This window comes from Streptomyces sp. NBC_01294, from assembly GCF_035917235.1.
GTDB classification, from domain to species: Bacteria; Actinomycetota; Actinomycetes; order Streptomycetales; family Streptomycetaceae; genus Streptomyces; species Streptomyces caledonius.
This window is the reverse complement of record NZ_CP108423.1, coordinates 5,776,194-5,796,440: the sequence shown is the minus strand read 5'-3', so window position 1 is coordinate 5,796,440 and position 20,247 is coordinate 5,776,194. Positions and strand designations below refer to the sequence as shown.

Annotated in this window: 18 protein-coding genes; 13 read left to right on the top strand and 5 right to left on the bottom strand. The window is 72.1% G+C overall.

Going from position 1 to position 20,247, the window contains the following annotated elements; genetic code table 11:
• Nucleotides 1–223: 223 nt before the first annotated feature.
• The gene (locus OG534_RS26185; RefSeq protein WP_326591162.1) at nucleotides 224–2,311 is read left to right on the top strand and encodes a PIG-L family deacetylase; all 2,088 of its coding nucleotides are present in this window, start codon (nucleotides 224–226) and stop codon (nucleotides 2,309–2,311) included.
• A gap of 38 nt (nucleotides 2,312–2,349) precedes the next feature.
• Here OG534_RS26185 and OG534_RS26180 read toward each other — a convergent pair whose 3' ends face one another.
• The gene (locus OG534_RS26180) at nucleotides 2,350–3,132 is read right to left on the bottom strand and encodes a hypothetical protein (protein ID WP_326591161.1); all 783 of its coding nucleotides are present in this window, start codon (nucleotides 3,130–3,132) and stop codon (nucleotides 2,350–2,352) included.
• 344 nt (nucleotides 3,133–3,476) lie between these two features.
• Here OG534_RS26180 and OG534_RS26175 point away from each other — a divergent pair, with 344 nt between their 5' ends.
• Nucleotides 3,477–4,460, top strand: a complete 984-nt coding sequence (locus tag OG534_RS26175; protein WP_326593850.1) for an alpha/beta fold hydrolase — start codon at nucleotides 3,477–3,479, stop codon at nucleotides 4,458–4,460.
• 119 nt (nucleotides 4,461–4,579) lie between these two features.
• Here the strand turns inward: OG534_RS26175 and OG534_RS26170 are convergent, their stop codons facing one another.
• On the bottom strand, nucleotides 4,580–5,941 hold the full coding sequence (locus OG534_RS26170) for a glutamine synthetase family protein (RefSeq protein WP_326591159.1): 1,362 nt from the start codon (nucleotides 5,939–5,941) through the stop codon (nucleotides 4,580–4,582).
• A gap of 382 nt (nucleotides 5,942–6,323) precedes the next feature.
• Here OG534_RS26170 and OG534_RS26165 point away from each other — a divergent pair, with 382 nt between their 5' ends.
• The 4 genes from OG534_RS26165 to OG534_RS26150 all read left to right on the top strand — a co-directional run bounded on the left by OG534_RS26165 (nucleotide 6,324) and on the right by OG534_RS26150 (nucleotide 8,608).
• Nucleotides 6,324–6,581, top strand: coding sequence for a hypothetical protein (locus tag OG534_RS26165; protein WP_326591158.1), 258 nt, complete (start codon nucleotides 6,324–6,326; stop codon nucleotides 6,579–6,581).
• Nucleotides 6,582–6,635: 54 nt separating this feature from the next.
• A complete protein-coding gene (locus tag OG534_RS26160) occupies nucleotides 6,636–7,316 on the top strand; it encodes a DUF3105 domain-containing protein (RefSeq protein WP_326591156.1) in 681 nt (226 codons plus the stop codon).
• Nucleotides 7,313–8,005: a DUF305 domain-containing protein gene (locus tag OG534_RS26155; protein WP_326591154.1), complete on the top strand. Its 693-nt coding sequence runs from the start codon at nucleotides 7,313–7,315 to the stop codon at nucleotides 8,003–8,005. The genes OG534_RS26160 and OG534_RS26155 overlap by 4 nt, the downstream gene beginning before the upstream one ends.
• A gap of 183 nt (nucleotides 8,006–8,188) precedes the next feature.
• Nucleotides 8,189–8,608: a CBS domain-containing protein gene (locus OG534_RS26150; RefSeq protein ID WP_326591152.1), complete on the top strand. Its 420-nt coding sequence runs from the start codon at nucleotides 8,189–8,191 to the stop codon at nucleotides 8,606–8,608.
• Here the strand turns inward: OG534_RS26150 and OG534_RS26145 are convergent.
• The gene (locus OG534_RS26145; protein ID WP_326591151.1) at nucleotides 8,593–9,534 is read right to left on the bottom strand and encodes an alpha/beta fold hydrolase; all 942 of its coding nucleotides are present in this window, start codon (nucleotides 9,532–9,534) and stop codon (nucleotides 8,593–8,595) included. The genes OG534_RS26150 and OG534_RS26145 overlap by 16 nt on opposite strands.
• The gene (locus OG534_RS26140; RefSeq protein ID WP_326591150.1) at nucleotides 9,531–10,232 is read right to left on the bottom strand and encodes a DUF998 domain-containing protein; all 702 of its coding nucleotides are present in this window, start codon (nucleotides 10,230–10,232) and stop codon (nucleotides 9,531–9,533) included. The genes OG534_RS26145 and OG534_RS26140 overlap by 4 nt, the downstream gene beginning before the upstream one ends.
• Nucleotides 10,233–10,304: 72 nt before the next feature.
• Between OG534_RS26140 and OG534_RS26135 the strand changes: the two genes are divergently transcribed.
• From OG534_RS26135 to OG534_RS26120, 4 genes are all read left to right on the top strand, one after another.
• The gene (locus OG534_RS26135) at nucleotides 10,305–10,907 is read left to right on the top strand and encodes a hypothetical protein (RefSeq protein WP_326591149.1); all 603 of its coding nucleotides are present in this window, start codon (nucleotides 10,305–10,307) and stop codon (nucleotides 10,905–10,907) included.
• Between the two features lie 88 nt (nucleotides 10,908–10,995).
• Nucleotides 10,996–12,609, top strand: coding sequence for a multicopper oxidase family protein (locus OG534_RS26130; protein WP_326591148.1), 1,614 nt, complete (start codon nucleotides 10,996–10,998; stop codon nucleotides 12,607–12,609).
• Between the two features lie 141 nt (nucleotides 12,610–12,750).
• Nucleotides 12,751–14,085, top strand: a complete 1,335-nt coding sequence (locus OG534_RS26125; RefSeq protein ID WP_326591147.1) for a DUF4190 domain-containing protein — start codon at nucleotides 12,751–12,753, stop codon at nucleotides 14,083–14,085.
• 72 nt (nucleotides 14,086–14,157) lie between these two features.
• On the top strand, nucleotides 14,158–15,912 hold the full coding sequence (locus OG534_RS26120) for an NAD+ synthase (RefSeq protein ID WP_326591146.1): 1,755 nt from the start codon (nucleotides 14,158–14,160) through the stop codon (nucleotides 15,910–15,912).
• 124 nt (nucleotides 15,913–16,036) lie between these two features.
• Here the strand turns inward: OG534_RS26120 and OG534_RS26115 are convergent, their stop codons facing one another.
• Complete coding sequence (locus OG534_RS26115) at nucleotides 16,037–17,068, bottom strand: endonuclease/exonuclease/phosphatase family protein (protein ID WP_326591144.1); 1,032 nt, start codon at nucleotides 17,066–17,068, stop codon at nucleotides 16,037–16,039.
• 287 nt (nucleotides 17,069–17,355) lie between these two features.
• Between OG534_RS26115 and panB the strand changes: the two genes are divergently transcribed.
• The 3 genes from panB (at nucleotide 17,356) to OG534_RS26100 (ending at nucleotide 20,231) form a co-directional block, all read left to right on the top strand.
• A complete protein-coding gene (panB, locus tag OG534_RS26110; RefSeq protein WP_326591142.1) occupies nucleotides 17,356–18,225 on the top strand; it encodes a 3-methyl-2-oxobutanoate hydroxymethyltransferase in 870 nt (289 codons plus the stop codon).
• Nucleotides 18,226–18,360: 135 nt separating this feature from the next.
• A complete protein-coding gene (locus tag OG534_RS26105; RefSeq protein ID WP_374773703.1) occupies nucleotides 18,361–19,383 on the top strand; it encodes an ATP-binding cassette domain-containing protein in 1,023 nt (340 codons plus the stop codon).
• Nucleotides 19,380–20,231 (top strand): ABC transporter permease, encoded by an 852-nt coding sequence (locus OG534_RS26100; protein ID WP_326591139.1) that lies wholly within the window; start codon nucleotides 19,380–19,382, stop codon nucleotides 20,229–20,231. Before OG534_RS26105 ends, OG534_RS26100 begins: the two co-directional genes overlap by 4 nt.
• Nucleotides 20,232–20,247 lie beyond the last annotated feature (16 nt).

Below are 20,247 nucleotides of genomic sequence, written 5' to 3'. Positions count from 1 at the left end.
TGTCCCCGCTGATGTCCGCGGGCGCGCCCTCGTCGTTCAGATCCGGGCCACTTGTGGGTCATCTCGCATAACGGGACCAACGGCTCCATCCCGCGCATTCACGTCCGGTCGTGTGCAGAAGGCAGGAGTGATCGGCGGAATCGGTGAACCAACTCCACTGATTCCGCCTCTCTTTGACTGCTCAGCGGTTTCTCCCGCCCGGAACGAACCGAAGGCATGACCGATGCCCGTGACCCGCCGCCGCTTCGCGGCTCTGCTCACCGTGCTGACCGCCGGCGCCACCGGCGTGCTCTCCGTGGCCACCGGCCAGCAGACCTCGGCCGAGGCCACCCAGGAGAAGAACGCGGCCACCGTCCTGCCCGCGAGCGTCACCTCCGGGTCCGTCGTCCAGGTCGTCGCGCACCCCGACGACGACCTGTTCTTCATGAACCCCGACCTCAGCCGTTCCCTGCTGTCCGGCACCCAGGTCACCACCGCGTTCCTCACCTCCGGCGAGTCCGACGGCCGCAACGAGGCCCACGGCGGCGCGGCCAGGGACCCCGAGCAGCCCGCCGACCGCACCCACTACGCGGAGGCCAGGCAGAACGGCATCCGGGCCGCCTACGCCCAGATGGCCACCGGCGACCGCACCAGCGCGTGGCGGCGCACCGTCATCCCCACGGCGGGCGGGGGCCGGGCCGAGGTCGACGTCCTCATGGCCAAGCCGCAGGTCCACCTGGTGTGGCTGATGCTGCGCGAGGCACGCAGCACCGGCGGGGACAACCCCGCGAGCCTGCGCGGCCTGTGGAACGGCCGGATACCCGCGCTGGACGCCCAGCTGACCTCCGGTACCCCGGTCAAGGAGCCGTTCTCGTACACGAAGGACCAGCTGATACAGGCGATAGCCGGGGTGCTGGAGCAGTACCGGCCGACGACGATACGGATGCAGGATCCGACGCCGGGCCGCTACGGGGAGAACGGCCGCTTCACCGACCACCAGGACCACATGTACGGCGCCCGCTTCGCGCAGGCGGCCGCCGCCGCCTACGCCGGCCAGGTCCACCGCCGCCCGCACTTCACGGTCCAGAGCTACCTCGGCTACCACAACAGCACCCTCCCGCACTCGCTGGACCCGCAGACGGCCGAGACGAAGACCGGCTTCCTGCGGACCTACGCCTGGCAGGACCGCCAGGACTACTGCGGCAGCCCCTCGGGCTGCGGCGACCGCAAGGTCGCGGGCAGCCCGACCGGGCGCAACTGGGCCCAGTCGCTGCGCTACACGCGCGCCGACAGCACCTCCTGGCTGACGGAGGGAACGCCCGGCCGGCTGTGGGCGTTCGCCGCGCTGGACGGCCGGATGGCGTACTGGACGCGGGGCACCGACGGCGCCTGGGCCGGACCGGCCCTCCTCCCGGGCACGGGCATCGACCCGGGGGCGACCACCGCCCGCCTCCCCGACGGCCGCGTCGCCGTCCTCGCCACCCGCACCCTGTTCGGCTCCGTGCCCGCGCAGTACCGGCGCGAGGTCGTGTACGCCGTCCAGTCCGCGCCCGACGGGCCGTTCGGCCCGTGGCAGTCGCTCGGCACCCCCGAGAAGACCGACGACGAAGGCACCTCGGCGATCAGCTCCCCCGCGGCTGCCGTGGACCCGCAGGGCCGCCTCACGGTCTACCTGCGCGACTCCCGCCGCACCCTGCGCGCCACCGTGCAGCAGCCGGACGGCGACTTCTCGCCCTGGCAGCGCCTGGGCGGCGAGGACCTGCAGAGCGACCCCGTGACGGCGGTCGACGCCGCAGGGCGGCGCCACGTGTACGCCACGACCACGACGTCGGTCCTGGCGTGGACCCAGCCCACCCCGGACGCCCCGCTGCTCGGGCCGTCGCCCACGGGCCTGCCCGCGACGACGGTCCCGCTGACGGCAGCCCCGGACGGCGCGGGCGTCCGCCTGTACTTCCGCCGCCCGGACTCGGGGGTGGTGCGTACCGCCCTGGTCACGGCGGGCGCCGCGGCCAGGCCCCGGGCCTCCAGCGTCACGGAGGCGGGCGGCCGGGCCGGCTACGGCGCGGTCGGCGCGGCGGGCCGGCTCGTGGCGGGCCGGGCGGACAGCGGCACGATCAGCACCACGACCCTCGGCGGCCCACCCGCCTGGGCGGAGTCCCGCATGCTCTTCGCGGGCGCCCCGTCGGCGGTCCTCGAACCCACGGGCACCATCACGACGGCCGTCCTGGGCCTGGACGCCGAACTCCACACGTCCACCAGCCCCGCCACCCCGACCCGCCCCACCTGGCACCGGGCGGGCCGGCTGACGCAGGCCGCCGACACAGGCCGCTGATGCAGGCCGCCGACGCAGGCCGCCGACACCCTCACATGTCAGACGATGCCGGTGATGATCTTCCAGTTCGGCCCCAGGCGTCCGTCGGCGAGGCCCGTGAAGGTGCCGTTGGTGTCGATGCGGCCGGTGGCGATGACGCCGTTGTCGAAGCGGTAGTACAGGAGCTCACGGCCGAGGGCGACGATGTGGGTCCACCCCGGACTGAGCCGTCCGTCCGCGAGCTGGGTGAAGATGCCGTTGGTGTCGATGCGACCGGTGGCGATGACGCCGTTGTCCGAGCGGTAGTACTGCAGCTCGCGGCCGAGGGTGTCGATGTGGGTCCATCCCGGGCTGAGCCGTCCGTCGGCGAGCTGGGTGAAGATGCCGTTGGTGTCGATGCGGCCGGTGGCGATGACGCCGTTGTCCGAGCGGTAGAACTGCAGCTCGCGGCCAAGGGCGTTGATACGGGTCCAGTCCTCGCCCAGCCGTCCGTCGGCGAGGCCGGTGAAGATGCCGTTGCTGTCGAGCCGGCCGGTGGCGATGCCGCCGTTGTCGGCCCGGTAGAACAGGAGCTCGCGGCCGAGGGGGACGATGTGGGTCCAGCCGTCGCTGAGCTTTCCGTCCGCGAGCTGGGTGAAGATGCCGTCGCTGCCCAGGCGGCCGGTGGCGATGACGCCGTTGTCCGAGCGGTAGAAGAGGAGTTCCCGCCCCACCGCCACAATTCGGGTCCAGTCCTCGCCGAGCCGTCCGTCCGCGAGCTGGGTGAAGATGCCGTCGCTCCCCAGGCGACCGGTGGCTATGACGCCGTTGTCATCTCTGTAGAAGAGCAGTTCCCCGGACACGATGACTCCTCGGGTTGTCGGGAAGGTGTCGCTCTCCCGCACCCCCGGAAATTGCGCCGACTCGGCTGCCGTCACGGGAGAAGGAGACGCCCGCTGCCATCCGCACACGGGCGGGATTCAGCACGGCTGTCTCACCTACGACGCTACTCCCCTTCGCCGCCCCCGGCGATGGCGTTCCGGAGCCCTTCGGCGGGCGGGATGTTCCCCCTTCAACAGGAGAACCTTCAACTGTGCCCGCACCGTTGGAACGGAACTGACAGCGGATCAGCAACCGTGGGGAGCGGCTGGCGCACGGGCCTGACCACCCCGTGTCATTCGACATGCATAGTTGAAGGATGATCATCATGGCGAACGGCGCCACCCCCGAGCCCGTCCACCGCACCGTCGAGGGCCCCGCGGGCCGGATCCACCTGGTCGAGCAGGGCGCCGGCCCGCTGGTCCTGCTGCTGCACGGCTTTCCGGAGTCCTGGTACTCCTGGCGCCACCAGCTCCCGGTACTGGCCGCGGCCGGATACCGGGCCGTCGCGATCGACGTGCGCGGCTACGGCCGCTCCTCCAAGCCCGCCGACGTGTCCGCCTACCGGATCGGCGACCTGGTCGCCGACAACGTCGCCGTGGTCAAGGCCCTCGGCGAGGAGCAGGCCGTGATCGTGGGCCACGACTGGGGCTCGGTCATCGCCGCGAACTCCGCCCTCCTCGCCCCGGACACCTTCCGCGCGGTCGCCCTGCTGTCCGTCCCCTACGCACCGGCGGGCGGACAGAAGCCGAGTGAGGTGTTCGCTCACATGGCACCCCCGGAGCACGAGTTCTACGTGTCCTACTTCCAGGAGCCCGGCCGCGCCGAGGCGGAGATCGAACCCGACGTACGGGGCTGGCTGCGCGGCTTCTACGCCTCCATGTCCCCCGACACCATGGCCGGCCCGACCGAGCCCCCGGCGGTGCTGGTCCCCACCGGCCACCAGATGCGCGAGCGCTTCCCCCAGGCGCAGCCCGCATGGCTCTCCGACGCCGACCTCGACGTGTACGCGGGCGAGTTCGAGCGCACCGGCCTGGTCGGCGCGCTGAACCGCTACCGCAACTTCGACCAGGACTGGGAGGACCTCCAGCCGCACGCGGGGGCCCCGATCACCCAGCCGTCACTGTTCATCGGCGGCGCCCTGGACGGCAGCGTCGTCATGCTGGGCGAGGTCATCAAGGCCTTCGAGCACACCCTGCCGAACATCCACGCCACCCACATCCTGGACGGCGCCGGCCACTGGCTCCAGCAGGAACGCCCCGAGGAGGTAGGCAACCTCCTGACCGAATGGCTCGCGACCGTAGACGACTGACCCCCACCCCCGCTCCGACGGCCCGGGGGAATGAGACGGCTCCGGGCCGGTGGTCGATGACCACCGGCCCGGAGGGTCGCGCATGCCCCGATGAGGCTCTGACCTGCTCTGACCTGCCCTTACAGGACCGGGAGGTTCTTGCGGAGTTCGAAGGCCGTGACCTCCGAGCGGTACTCCTCCCACTCTTGCTTCTTGTTGCGGAGGAAGAAGTCGAAGACGTGCTCGCCGAGGGTTTCGGCGACCAGTTCGCTGCGTTCCATCAGGGAGATGGCCTCGCCGAGGTTCTGCGGGAGGGGTTCGATGCCCATCGCGCGGCGTTCGGCGTCGGAGAGGGCCCAGACGTCGTCGTCGGCGCCCGCCGGGAGTTCGTAGCCCTCCTCGATGCCCTTGAGGCCGGCCGCGAGGAGGACGGCGTACGTGAGGTAGGGGTTGGCGCCCGAGTCGATCGAGCGGACCTCGACGCGGGAGGAGCCCGTCTTGCCCGGCTTGTACATCGGGACGCGGATCAGGGCCGAGCGGTTGTTGTGGCCCCAGCAGATGTACGAGGGGGCCTCGCCGCCGGAGCCGGCGGTGCGGGAGGAGCCGCCCCAGATGCGCTTGTAGGAATTGACCCACTGGTTGGTGACCGCCGCCGTCTCCGCCGCGTGGCGCAGCAGGCCGGCGATGAAGGAGCGGCCGACCTTGGAGAGCTGGTACTCGGCGCCCGACTCGTAGAAGGCGTTGCGGTCACCCTCGAAGAGGGAGAGGTGGGTGTGCATGCCCGAGCCCGGGTACTCCGAGAACGGCTTCGGCATGAAGGTGGCCTGGACGCCCTGCTCCAGGGCGACCTGCTTCATCACGAGGCGGAAGGTCATGATGTTGTCGGCCGTCGAAAGGGCGTCGGCGTAGCGGAGGTCGATCTCCTGCTGGCCGGGGGCGCCCTCGTGGTGGCTGAACTCGACGGAGATGCCCATCGATTCGAGCATGGTGATCGCCTGGCGGCGGAAGTCCATGCCCACGTTCTGCGGGGTGTGGTCGAAGTAGCCGGAGTTGTCGGCCGGCACCGGGCGGGTGCCGTCCAGCGGCTTGTCCTTCAGCAGGAAGAACTCGATCTCCGGGTGCGTGTAGAAGGTGAAGCCGAGGTCGGAGGTCTTGGCCAGGATGCGCTTGAGGACGTAACGCGGGTCCGCGAAGGACGGGGAGCCGTCCGGCATCAGGATGTCGCAGAACATCCTGGCGGTCCCGGGGGCCTCGGCGCGCCATGGCAGTATCTGGAACGTGCTGGGGTCCGGCTTGGCGATCATGTCGGACTCGTAGACCCGTGCGAAGCCCTCGATGGCGGAGCCGTCGAAGCCGATGCCCTCGTCGAATGCCTGCTCCAGCTCCGCGGGGGCGACCGCGACGGACTTGAGGAAGCCCAGTACGTCGGTGAACCACAGGCGCACGAAGCGGATGTCGCGCTCCTCAAGCGTCCGGAGGACGAATTCCTGCTGCTTGTCCATGCCTTCATCCTCGCAGTTCAGACGGCCTGTGCACCACCGCCGCGAAGGTGGGGGCACAGTCGGGCCGGCCCAGTATCGCCAGTGGTGGTTTCCGCCACATTACGCACCCGGGAAAGCTCACGGCACCCCCGCACTGACCTCGGGCCGGTCATGAGCATTACCATCTGCGCCCATGGGGGGCCCGCAGTACACGCAGCGGGGACGTCGCGGACGTCTCGCGCTTCGGCGTGCCGTCCTTCTGACGGTCCTCGGGGCGCTGGCCGGCGTGCTGTTCCTCTGTGCGCGCCCCGGTGACACCGGTGGCCCTGATGGCCCTGGTGGCCCCGGTGAGCCGCCGCGCGTCCCGGCCGCCGTGCGGGCGCACGGCGCGACACACGGAACCGTGACGCACGGAACCGCCGCGCACGCGAAGACCCACGCCTCGGTGCAGGTCGTCTGCGTGTCCCCGCACGACCGGCCCGGCTGCTCGTCCCTCGCGCACGTGACCCCGGGCGTCCTGCCCGTGCCGCCGCCCGCCGTGACCGTGGCCGGCGGCGAGCCGTCGCCCGCCGCGGACACCGCCGGGACGGGGCGGGTCCGGCCGCCCGAGCCGCAGGCGCGCGCCCCCGACCTGCATGCTCTCCAGGTGCTGCGGACCTGACAGGTCCGGTTTTCGCGTTCCGTCCACCCCCCTCAGCAGAAGGAACCAGGGCACATGGCCAGCAAGTCCGGCAGGACCCAGCAGAACACCGACCCGAACTCCCGCCAGGCGCGCATAGCCGAGATGCGCCGCGCCGAGAAGGCACGGGATCGGCGCAACAAGGCGATCGCGATCACGGCCTCGTCGGCCATCGTCGTCGGCCTCGTCGGTTTCGGCGCCTGGGTGCTGATCGACCAGAAGCAGGACGAGCAGCGCAAGAAGGAGGCCGTCGAGACGGCCCGCAAGAACCCGGTCTCCGGCGAGCAGACCTGGGACGCGAAGAACCTGGGCCGCAACCACGTCGAGACCCCGGTGAAGTACGAGATGAATCCCCCGGTCGGCGGTGACCACCACCCCCGCTGGATGAACTGCAACGGCGACGTCTACAAGAACCCGGTGCCCGAGGTGAACGCCGTCCACTCGCTGGAGCACGGCGCCGTCTGGGTGACGTACAACGAGAAGGCCGCCAAGGCCGAGGTGGACAAGCTCGCCGCGACCGTCGGCAAGACGCCGTACACGCTGATGAGCCCGGTCAAGGAGCAGGCCGGCGCGATCATGCTCAGCGCGTGGGGCAAGCAGCTGACCGTGGACACCGCGGACGACCCGCGGGTGGCGCAGTTCTTCACCAAGTACGTGCAGGGCCAGCAGACCCCGGAGCCGGGCGCCGCCTGCACGAGCGGCGTGGCCGAGAAGTGAGCCCCCGCACCCCCCGTACGTACTGGGCCGCGGGCACGGCCGTCCTGCTGGCGCTGCTGTTCGCGGCGGCGGCCACGGTCACCGCCGCGAGCGGCGATTCCGGTACGGAGGAGGCCCGTACGCCGGGGCTCCACTCGGCGGACGCCGGCTTCGCCCGGGACATGGCGGTGCATCACCAGCAGGCGGTGGAGATGTCCTTCATCGTGCGGGACCGCACCCAGGACGAGGCGGTGCGCACCCTCGCGTACGACATCGCCAACACGCAGGCCAACCAGCGGGGCATGCTGCTCGGCTGGCTGGACCTGTGGGGGCTGCCGAAGGTGGTGGCCGGCGAGCCGCCCATGTCCTGGATGGGCACGGGCGGCGAACACGCCGGGCACGCGAGCGGCGGGCACGCGGACGGGCACGCGGGGCAGAGCGCCGCGCCCGGCGCGCTGATGCCCGGCATGGCGACCAAGGAGGAGCTGGCCCGGCTGGACTCCGCCTCGGGCCGCGACGCGGAGGTGCTCTTCCTCCAGCTGATGACCGACCACCACAAGGGCGGCGTCGCGATGGCCGAGGGGTGTGCGCAGCAGTGCGTGACCCCGGTCGAGCGGGAGCTGGCCCAGGGCATGGTCGACGCACAGCGCTCGGAGCTCACCCTGATGGCGGACATGCTGGGGCAGCGCGGAGCCACACCGCGCGGGTGACGGGACACGCCCGTACGGTGGGGGGAGGCGCCCTCTCACCCGTACGGGCGTGTGCTCCGCCGTGCGGGGTCGGGTGGGCCGAACGGCCGCACCACGCTGCCGGACGGACTGCCCCGCCACGACGGGGACGCCGCCGGGCGCGCCCGCGTCCGGCAGCGAACGGCGTGCTCAGGAGGTTCAACGATGACCACCGCCGCAGAGATCATGCACCCCGGGGCCCAGTGGATCCCCGCTACCGAGACCCTGGACCGTGCCGCCGAGCTGATGGCCCGGCTCAACGTGGGCGCGCTGCCCGTCAGCGACGAGTCGGAACGGCTGTGCGGCATCATCACCGACCGCGACATCGTCGTGTCCTGTGTGGCCAAGGGCCACGACCCTTCGAAGGTCACGTGCGGCGACCTCTCCCAGGGCACCCCCCGGTGGATCGACGCCGACGCCGACGTGTCCGCGGTGCTGGACGAGATGGAGAGCCACCAGATCAAGCGGCTGCCCGTGATCAAGGACAAGAGGCTGGTCGGCATGATCAGCGAGGCCGACCTGGCCCAGCACCTGTCGGATGACCAGATGGCGGGCTTCGTCGAGAAGGTCTACGCCAGGCGCTGATCCGGCTGATCCCGCTGGTTCGGCTGACCCCGCTCCCCCGTTTCGAGGACCGCCCGGGCCACCTGGCCCGGGCGGTCCAGCATCACCAGGTGTCCGGCGGGCTCGGCGACCTCGAAGCGGGCGCCGAGCAGGTCGGCGAGGTCCGCCTGGCGGGCCAGCCAGCGCAGGGCGAAGCGGCCGGACGAGCCGTCGTGGCCGGCGAGGACGGTGCCGGGGGCGGTCAGCGGGTGCGTCCCGCGCAGGACGAGCAGTTCGGCGGCCATGTCCGGGTAGCGGGAGTTCTCCAGCAGTGCGCCGCGCCAGACGCGGCCGGTGCGGTAGCAGCGGCGTACGAGGTCACGGGCGGCCGGGTCGGAGCCTCCGGTGCGGGAGGCCCGTACGGTGGCGCGCCGGGCCGACGGTCCCAGCGCGGCCGGCAGTCCGGCGGCGGTCACGGCCCGGCCGATGGCGCGGGCGGCGCCGGTGCGCAGCGCGGCGGGAAGGACCGTACGGGGGGCCTCCTCGACGCTGCCGTCGACCAGGACCAGGGCGGCGGTGCGCTCCGGGTACAGGCGGGCGAAGGCCTCGGCGTGGAACGCGGCGATCGAGTGCCCGACGACGGTCACCGGGCCGGCGTCCGGGCCGCCGAGGCCCAGCGCGTCCAGCAGGCCGGCGATCCGGTGGGCCTCCCCGGCGGTGGTCGGCGGCTCGGTGGCCGGGCCGCTGAGGCCGTGTCCGGGGCGGTCGAAGCGGACGACGGTACGGCCCGCGGCGGCGAGCAGCGGGGCGACCGGGTCCCAGTCGAACCAGGCCATGGCGAGCCCGGCGCTGAGCACGCACACGGGGCCCCGGCCCTCGACGACGACATGCAGCGGGACCCCGTCCACCCGGACGAACCGGCCGGTGCCGCCCGCGTGCGGCGGGACCTGCGGTGGGTACGGCGTCACGTACGGCCTTCCTTGTGGACGGAGTAGGCGAGCAGGCCCAGCCACACTGCCACGAACAGCACCTGCAGCCGCTGCCCGGCGCCCAGGGCCCAGGTCCCGCGCCCGGCGGTGAACAGCGCTATGGCGGACAGGGTCCAGGCGGTGGCGAGCAGTTCGAGGACGACCAGTGCGGGGCCGTAGCGGGCGAGCGGGGCGAACCAGCCGTAGCGGCGGGCGGCGACGGTCAGCGCCACGATGCCGACGAGGGCCCCGGTCATGGCGAGGCTGCTGCTGACGGCGTGGGCCTGGTGGGTGGCGGGGACCAGCTTGGCGGTCTCCCGGGCGGCGCACTCGGGGTCCACGGTGGGCGTGCAGCTCAGCGGCAGCCAGGCGTCGGCGGCGGTGGCCGCGCCGAAGAGGGTGACCCCGGCCCAGCCGACGACCGCCCAGAGGCGGCGGGACTCCGCGTACTTCAGCAGCCGGAACAGGGCCAGCAGTCCTCCGGCGAAGGCGAGCAGCCCGGCGGTGAAGTCGGTGGCCCGGAACAGACCGCCGAGCGGCTGGTCCTGGGCGGCGAGTTCGCTGACGTACGTCTGGATGGGGTTGAGGCCCGTAGAGAGGACGACTTCGAGCACCCACGCCGTGTACACGGCGCCTGCGAGGCCGATGAGCATGGCGACCGGCCAGGCGGTCCGTGGAGAGAGCCCATGTGGGGACATAGTGTGACTAATCCTAGGCAGACCCGGGGTCGGTCCTATGATCGGATACCCACCCCGGGTAGGGTTCCGGCCATGACGCGCAGTGCTCAGCGAGCCGCCCAGGGGCCCAGGCTGCTGCTGCTCGCCGCGCTGCTGCTGGGCATCGTCACCATGCACACCCTGGGCCATCCGACTGAATCCCACGCCATGGAGGACGGGGCTGCGGCCCGGTCCGTTGCCTCGGCCGGGTCATCCGACCCCGCCGCGCAGAGTGGCGCGCGCCACACTCCGGCGCTCCCGCCGTCGGCCCGGGCCCCGGAGCACGGCCGGGCAGCACCGCACGAGCCGGCCCGCGGACCCGTCGACGAGTCCGTCCACGAACCCGTGCACGAACCCGTCCACGAACCCGTCGCCAAACCCGTCGACGAACCCGCCCGGGCGGCGGCTGCCGACGCGGCCTCCCCCACGGCTTCGCAGTGGGGATCCCCCGCGCCCGGCACCGGCATGGACCCCATGTCCGTGTGCCTCGCCGTCCTCACGGGGCTCGTCCTGCTGTTGCTCGGCAGCGGACTGGCCGGCGCCCGCGACACCGCGCCGCCCGGGGGCGCCTCCCGCGTACCGGGCCGGTCCGGCGGCGGCCCTGACCCGCCCTCACCCCGCGAACTCCTCACCCGGCTGGCGGTCCTGCGGATATAGGCCCGGCCCCGCCGCCGCTCCCGCATGCCGCGGAGCGGCGCCGAACCGCGCCCATGAATCCGTACCACCACACCCACAAGGTGCTTCCATGCGCTCTCTTCCCACCCGTCGCGCCGTCCTCGGCGCATCCGCGGCCGTCGTCGGCTCCGGGCTGCTCGCCGCGTGCTCCGGATCGTCCGGCTCCTCCGGGCACTCCGGCGGCTCCGGCCCGGACCACGGCTCCATGAACCACGGCGGCTCCGCCGACGTGCCCGAGGGGTACGTGGACCCGGCCGGGCCCGAGGTCCGGGCCGCCGAGGCCGCCCGCAAGGCCACCGGCCCCCTCACCGAGGTCAAGGTCACCGCCACCGCCACCCCGCTCGACCTCGGCGCCGGAATCACCGTGCGCTCCTGGGCGTACGGGGACAGGCTGCCGGGCCAGGAGGTCCGCGCCACGGCGGGCGGCACCCTCTCCCTCGCCCTGGCCAACAACCTCCCCGAGGCGACCTCCCTGCACTGGCACGGCCTCGCGCTGCGCAACGACATGGACGGGGTCCCGGGACTGACCCAGCGGGACATCGCCCCGGGCGGATCCTTCACGTACAAGTTCGCCGTCCCGCACCCGGGGACGTACTGGTTCCACCCGCACACCGGGGTCCAGCAGGACCGCGGCCTGTACGCCCCGCTGATCATCGAGGACCCGAAGGAGCCCCTGTCCTACGACAAGGAGTGGGTGGTCGTCCTCGACGACTGGATCGACGGGGTGGACGGCGCCACCCCGGACGACGTCCTCGCCGAGCTCCGCAAGGGCATGAGCGGTGAGGGCGGCGGCCACGCCGCACACGGCCAGGCGCCCTCCCCCGGCTCCAGTTCCGGCTCCGGTTCCGGGCGTTCCCACCTCCTCATGGGCGCCGACAGCGACGTCCTCGGGCGGGACGCGGGCGACGTCGCCTACCCGCACTACCTGATCAACGGCCGGGTGGCGGACGACCCGTCCGTCTTCACCGCCCGCCCCGGCGACCGGATCCGGCTGCGCATCGTCAACGCCGGCGGGGACACCGCCTTCCGGATCGCCCTCGGCGACCACGAACTGACGGTCACCCACACCGACGGCTTCCCGGTGGAGCACACGAAGACGCCCTCACTGCTGCTGGGCATGGGCGAGCGGTACGACGTCCTGGTCACGGCCCAGGACGGGGTGTTCCCGCTCACCGCACTGGCGGAGGGCAAGGGCCGGTCCGCGCTCGCGGTGCTGCGCACCGGCACGGGTACGGCGCCCACCGCCGCGACCCGGCCGGCCGAGCTGGACGTGCGGCCGCTGACGGCGGACGTGCTCAAGGCCGCCGGGCCGGCCGCACTGGCCCCGCGCGAGCCGGACCGTACGGTGCAGATCCGGCTGACCGGCTCCATGACCAAGTACGACTGGGCCTTCGACGGCAAGCCGTACACGCCGGACCAGCGCCATCCGGTGAAGGCGGGCGAGCGGGTCCGGCTGGACTTCAGGAACACGACGCCGATGTGGCACCCGGTGCACCTGCACGGGCACACCTTCGCGCTGGCCGGCCAGGCCGGCGGGGCGCGCAAGGACACCGCGGTCGTCCTGCCGGGCGGGAGGCTGACGGCGGACTTCGACGCGGACAACCCCGGGCTGTGGATGGTGCACTGCCACAACGTCTACCACTCGGAGTCCGGGATGATGACGGTGCTCGGCTACCGGCGGTAGGCCGCCGCCTTGCGGTTCCGGGGGCCGGCTCGGCCGAGCCGGCCCCCGGAACCGGGCGGTAATTGCGGGTGGAGGCCGGCCGTCGGCATGGCACCCTTGCGGTGATCGCGACAGCCGCTACAAGAGGACGACCCCGCCGGTATGAGTACCCCGCCGAACCCGCCCAGCACGCCCGACGGCCCTCCGACGGAGCCGACGGAGCCGACGGGTACCCCAGCTCCCGAGACGACCTCCATACCGGCGCCCGCCCAGCCGCTCTCGCTGGAGAAGACCCCGGCCGCGACACCGGCCCCTGAGACCCCGGCAACGCCCGAGGCCCCTGAGACCCCGGCGACACCCGAGGCCCCCGAGGCCCCGGCAGCTGCCGAGGTACCCGAGGCCCCAGGAGCCCCCGCGGCTGCCGAGGCGCCTGAGACCCCGGCCGTCACCGACGCGCCCGCGGCTCCCGCCGCACCCGCCCCCGAACCGGGCCCCGCCCCGGAACCGGCCCCGGCCCCCTCGCAGTTCGCGCCGCCCACCCCGGCCCCGGCGGCCGCGCACTTCAGTGACGCGGGCGCTCCCGGCGCCCCCGGCAACCCGTGGGCCCAGCCCGGCCCGGGCAACCCCTGGACCCAGCCTGACCCCGCCTTCGGAGGGGCCCCGTACGCGGGCTACCCGCAGGCCCAGCCGACCACCAACGGCCTGGCCATGGCCGCCGTGATCGTCGCCGCCTTCGCCGTGTTCCTCGGCCTCGTGCCGTTCCTCTTCTGGGCCGGCACCCTGCTCGCGGTGGTCGCCGCGGGCCTCGGCATCGCCGGGTGGCGCCGCGCCAACACGGGCGCCCCGAACCGGACGATGGCCATCGTCGGCACCGTCCTCGGGATCGCCGGCCTCGGCGCCTCGGTCGGCGGTTTCCTCCTCACCGTCTCCTTCATCGACGAGGCCAAGGAGGACCGCGCCGGGATCGGGATCGACGACGAGGAGTACGAACTGGACGGGCTCTACCCCAGCGGTGAGCCCTGGCCGTCCAGGTCCCCGTCCAAGTCCAAGTCCCCGTCCGCGTCCCCGTCGCCCACCCAGGTCCCCGGCCTGACCAGCGCGCTGCCGTTCGGCGAGACCTTCACCTACCCGAACGGCGTCAAGGTGAGCCTGTCGGTTCCGAAGAAGTACGAGCCGAAGGGCATCATCGCCCGCGAAGAGGTCAAGAACGCCATCCAGATCACGATCACCATCACCAACGGCTCTTCCACGCCGCACGAGGTGATCTACGCCGTGCCCAACGTCCGCGACGACCAGGGCATGACCGCCGACATGGTCTTCGACAGCTCCGGCAGCGGCGGCGGCGTGCCGAAGATGGTCAAGGGCTCGATCCTGCCGGGCGAATCGGCCAGCGGGATCGTGGCGTTCGAGATCCCGGAGGGCACCAAGAGCATCACCGCGGACATCGCCGCCGGGACCCTGCTCGACGACGTGAAGTACGCCGGCCCCCTCGGCTGACGGGCGCTCCCGGCAGGGGAGAACGGGCGGGGTCCAGGACATCGCGTCAGAAAGACGATTAGACTGGGCCCCGTGCCTCAACTTCGTCTCGCTCTGAATCAGATCGACTCGCACGTCGGCAACATCGCCGCGAACGCCGACTCGGTCGTCCACTGGACCCGGCACTCCGCCGAGCAGGGCGCCCACCTGGTGGCGTTCCCGGAGATGATGCTGACCGGGTACCCCGTCGAGGACCTCGCCCTGCGCGGCTCCTTCGTCGAGGCCTCCCGCTCCGCGCTCCGCGAGCTCGCCGAGCGGCTGGCGGCCGAGGGCCTCGGCGAACTGCCGGTCGTCGTCGGCTACCTCGACCGCACCGAGAAGGCGGTACCCCGGCTCGGCCGCCCGGCCGGCTCCCCGGAGAACGCGGCCGCCGTGCTGCACCGCGGGCAGGTGGTCCTGCGCTTCGCCAAGCACCACCTCCCCAACTACGGCGTGTTCGACGAGTTCCGGTACTTCGTGCCGGGCGACACCCAGCCGGTGATCCGGGTCCGGGGCGTCGACGTGGCCCTGGCCATCTGCGAGGACCTCTGGCAGGAGGGCGGCCGGGTCCCGGCCACCCGCTCCGCCGGGGCCGGGCTGCTGATCTCCGTCAACGCCTCACCGTACGAGCGCAACAAGGACGACCTGCGCCTCGAACTGGTGCAGAAGCGGGCCCAGGAGGCCGGCTGCACCCTCGCCTACCTGGCGATGATCGGCGGCCAGGACGAGCTGGTCTTCGACGGCGACTCGATCGTCGTGGACGCCGACGGCGAGGTCATCGCCCGCGCCCCGCAGTTCTCCGAGGGCTGCGTGCTGGTCGACCTCGACCTGCCGGCCGCGCGCGCCGACGCCCCCGAGGGCGTCGTGGACGACGGGCTGCGCATCGACCGCGTGATCCTGTCCGAGGAGCCGGTGGAGCCGTACGAGGCGGTCGTGACCGGCGGCTACGCCGACCGGCTCGACGACGACGAGGAGATCTACGACGCGCTGGTCGTGGGTCTGCGCGCGTACGTCAAGAAGAACGGATTCCGCTCCGTCCTGATCGGGCTCTCCGGGGGCATCGACTCCGCCCTGGTCGCCTCGATCGCCTGCGACGCGATCGGCGCGCAGAACGTGCACGGCATCTCGATGCCGTCGAAGTACTCCTCGGACCACTCGAAGGGCGACGCGGCCGACCTGGCCGAGCGGACCGGCCTGAACCTCCGGACCGTGCCGATCGAGCCGATGTTCGACGCCTACATGGGCTCGCTGGGCCTGAGCGGCCTGGCCGAGGAGAACCTGCAGTCCCGGCTGCGCGGCACGATGCTGATGGCGGTGTCCAACCAGGAGGGCCACATCGTGCTGGCCCCGGGCAACAAGTCGGAGCTGGCCGTCGGCTACTCCACCCTGTACGGCGACTCGGTGGGCGCGTACGGCCCGATCAAGGACGTGTACAAGACGGACGTCTTCCGGCTCGCCCAGTACCGCAACCGGGCCGCCGCCGAGCGCGGCGAGACCCCGCCGATCCCGGAGAACTCGATCGTCAAGCCGCCGAGCGCGGAGCTGCGCCCGGGCCAGGTGGACACGGACTCCCTGCCGGACTACCCGGTGCTCGACGCGATCCTGGCCCTGTACGTGGACCGCGACCAGGGCATGGAGGCGATCGTGGAGGCCGGCTTCGACCGGGAGCTGGTCGCCAGGACCCTGCGGATGGTGGACACGGCGGAGTACAAGCGCCGCCAGTACCCGCCGGGTACGAAGATCTCCGCGAAGGGCTTCGGCAAGGACCGCCGGCTGCCGATCACGAACGGCTGGCGCGAGCACGCGTAGCCGCGTAACACGCAGCCGCGTGGCCGCGTGGCCGCCGGGCCGGAGCGGGACGGACGAAGGGAGGGGCCTCACCGCATCGGCGGCGAGGCCCCTCCCTTCATGTGCGCACCCGCCCGGGGTGCGCCTACTTCTTCACGGTCACCCGGGCCGCGACCGGCAGGTGGTCGCTGCCCGTGCGGGGCAGGGTCCAGGAGGCCTCCGGCTTGATGCCGCGGACCATGATCTGGTCGATCCGGGCCATCGGGAACTGCGCGGGCCAGCTGAAGCCGAAGCCGTCGCCCGCGGCGCCCTGGGTGGAGCGCATCTGCGAGGTGACCTCGGACAGGGCGCGGTCGTTCATGGTGCCGTTGAGGTCGCCGAGCAGGATGACCTTCTTCAGCGGTTCGGCGGCGAGCGCGGCGCCCAGCGCGTCGGCGCTGTCGTCGCGCTGGTTCGCGGTGAAGCCGGCCTTCAGCTTGACCCGCACCGAGGGGAGGTGGGCGACGAAGGCGGCGACGTCCCCCTGGGGGGTGGCGACGGTGGCGCGCATGGCCCGGGTCCAGCCCATCCTGATGTCGACGGGCGCGCTGGCGCTCAGCGGGTACTTGCTCCACAGGCCGACCGTGCCCTCGACGGAGTGGTACTTGTACGTGCCCGCCAGGGCCTTCTCGTAGACGGGGACGGCGCTCCCCTTGAGCTCGGTCAGGGCCAGGACGTCGGCCCCGGACCGTGCGACGGATTCGGCGGTGCCGCGCGGGTCTGCGTTGTCGGCGTCGACGTTGTGGGTGGCGACCACGAGGTTGCCGCCCGGGCCGGACTTGTCGCTGACCAGGCCGCCGAAGAGGTTCGCCCAGACCACGGCCGTCAGCAGGACCGCGATGAGCGCGGTCGCGGAGCGGCGGAACACCGCCCCGGCCAGCAGCACCGGGACGGCCAGGCCCAGCCAGGGCAGGAAGGTCTCGGTGAGGCTGCCGAGGTTGCCCACGTCGTTGGGCAGCTCCGCATGGAAGATCATGATCAGCGCGATCAGCGCGGCGAGCGCCGCCAGCACCCATCCGCGCCGCCAGATCCCGGGGTCCTTGCGCAGCTCGGCCAGTCGGCGTCCGAAGCGGGATGCGGAGGGCTCGGAGGGCTCCGAGCCGCCGTTCCCCGACTCCGTCATGTACGCCTGTGCCATGCCACTGCCCTCACTGCCGTGCTCGCGCTCCGTCCCCGCCCCTTGACCCTAGGCGATGACCGGAGCCTTCCGTGCCCTACGTCACGACCGTCCGTCACGGTCGTACGCCCGGGAGGACGAACGACCGTGCGCCAGGGGTTCCGCTTGTCACGAAACGCGCACATTGCAGCCTGCGCGTCGGCTCACTCCGCGTACCACTTCCGCCTTCGGGCACGCGGATGCCACCATGGTGGGTGAGTCCGGGGACGCCGTGAGGGCGCCTCGAGATGACACAAGGAGCAGTTGCAATGACGCATGCCGTTTCGCCTGCCCGCGAATCCGCATCAGCGGCCTCCCCCACCCTGTACGGAGGCACGGGCACCCGGCGCATCACCGTCCGCGACCTGACCCTCGCCAAGGAACGCGGCGAGAAGTGGCCCATGCTCACCGCCTACGACGCGATGACCGCGTCCGTCTTCGACGAGGCCGGCATCCCGGTCATCCTCGTCGGCGACTCGATGGGCAATTGCCACCTCGGCTACGACTCCACCGTCCCGGTGACGATGGACCAGATGACCATGCTCTCGGCGGCCGTCGTGCGCGGCACCAGCCGCGCGCTGGTGATCGGCGACATGCCGTTCGGCTCGTACCAGGAAGGCGCCGTGCAGGCGCTGCGCAGCGCCACCCGGCTGGTCAAGGAAGCCGGGGTCGGAGCGGTGAAGCTGGAGGGCGGCGAGCGCTCGCTGGCCCAGACCGAGCTGATCGTGCAGTCCGGCATCCCCGTCATGTCCCACCTGGGCCTGACCCCGCAGTCCGTCAACGCCATGGGCTACCGGGTCCAGGGCCGCGGCGACGAGGCCGCGCACCAGCTGCTGCGCGACGCGAAGGCGGCGCAGGACGCGGGTGCCTTCGCAGTGGTGCTGGAGCTCGTTCCGGCCGAGCTGGCCGCCGAGGTCACCCGGTCCCTGCACATCCCGACGGTCGGCATCGGCGCGGGCGCGGAGTGCGACGCGCAGGTCCTGGTGTGGACCGACATGATGGGTCTGACCGGCGGAAAGCTGCCCCGCTTCGTGAAGCAGTACGCCAAGCTCCGCGAGGTCATGGGCGACGCGGCGAAGGCCTTCGCCGAGGACGTGGTCGGCGGGACGTTCCCGCAGGAGGAGCACGCCTTCCACTGAGGGGGCGAGCGGTACGGGGCAGCCCGCCGGCGTCACGCCGGCGGGCTGCCGCACCCCGGCTCGAGGCAGACTGTCGGCTGCCTGTAGGCGGGCTGTAGGTCTCTTGTCGGTGTTTTGTCAGTGGCACCTGGTCCCATGGTGGGCATGACGCGAAACGACAAGAACCCCAACGCCGTGGAAGTACGGGGGCTGGTCAAGCACTACGGCGAGACCAAGGCCCTCGACGGTGTCGACCTGGACGTCCGCGAGGGAACGGTCCTCGGGGTCCTCGGGCCCAACGGAGCCGGCAAGACCACGCTGGTGCGCTGCCTCTCCACCCTGATCGCCCCGGACGCCGGCACGGCGACCGTCGCGGGCTTCGACGTGGTCCGCCAGCCGCGGCAGCTGCGCCGGACCATCGGGCTGACCGGCCAGTACGCCTCGGTCGACGAGAAGCTCTCCGGCTGGGAGAACCTCTACATGATCGGGCGGCTGCTCGACCTCTCCCGCAAGGACGCCCGCCGCCGCGCGGACGAGATGCTGGAGCGGTTCTCCCTGACCGAGGCCGCCAAGAAGGCCGCCATGCACTACTCCGGCGGCATGCGCCGCCGGCTCGACCTCGCGGCCTCGCTGATCGGCAACCCGGCCGTGATCTACCTGGACGAGCCGACCACCGGTCTCGACCCGCGCACCCGCAACGAGGTGTGGGACGAGGTCCAGCGCCTGGTCGCCGAGGGCGCCACCGTGCTGCTGACGACCCAGTACATGGAGGAGGCGGAGCAGCTCGCCAGCGAGCTGACGGTCATCGACCGCGGCAAGGTCATCGCCAAGGGCAAGGTCGACGAGCTGAAGGCGCGCGTCGGCGGGCGCACCCTGAAGATCCGCCCCGTGTCCTCCTCGGACCTGCCGGGCATGGCCCGCTCGCTGGCCGAGGCCGGATTGGACGGCGTGGCCGGCACCCAGGCCGTGCCCGACGAGGGCGTCCTGCTGGTCCCGATCCTGAGCGACGAGCAGCTGACCGCCGTGGTCGGTCTGCTGGCCGCCCGCGGGTACGCGATCGCCGACCTCGGCACCTACCTGCCCAGCCTCGACGAGGTGTTCCTGGCCATCACCGGCCAGAAGCCGAGCGCCGTCGAGGACTCCGTCCCCACCGAGCAGACCGAGGAGGTCGCGGCATGAGCACCGTAACCACGACGAAGCCCGCGCCCACCGTGCCCGGTCCGGCCCCGGTGGCCGCGCACTCGGGCGAGGGCCGGATCGGCCTGCGGGCCAACCTGCGGCACATCGGCGCCCTGGTGCGCCGCAACGCGCTGCAGATCAAGCAGGACCCGGAGTCGATGTTCGACGTCGTGTTCATGCCGATCATCTTCACGCTGCTGTTCGTCTTCGTCTTCGGCGGCGCGATCTCCGGCAAGGGCAACCAGGAGGGCTACGTCAACTACGTGGTCCCGGGCCTCATGGCCATGATGGGCATGAACATCGCCATGGGGGTCGGCACCGGAGTCAACGACGACTTCAAGAAGGGTGTGATGGACCGGTTCCGGTCCATGCCGATCGCCCGTTCCTCGGTGCTCATCGCCAAGATCGTCGTCGAGATCGGCCGGATGATGGCCGCCATCGCGATCCTGCTCGCCGTGGGCTTCATGCTCGGCCTGTCCATCAAGGGCTCGATCCTGGGGCTGTTCCTCGCCATCGGTCTGGCGGCCGTCTTCGGCGCCTCACTGATGTGGATCTTCGTGCTGCTCGGTCTCACCCTGAAGACCGCGCAGGCCGTCCAGGGCATGGCGATGATGGTCCTGATGCCGCTGCAGTTCGGCAGCTCGATCTTCGCCCCGCCGTCCACGATGCCCGGCTGGCTGCAGTCCTTCACGGAGTACAACCCGCTGTCCAACCTGGCCGACGCCGCCCGCGCGCTGATCAACGGGACTCCCGTCGGCAACTCGGTGTGGATGGTCCTGGTCTGGTCGCTGGTCCTCACGACCGCCACCATGCCGCTCGCCGTCCGAAAGTTCCGCCAGAAGACCTGACCCGCGGACCGGTCCA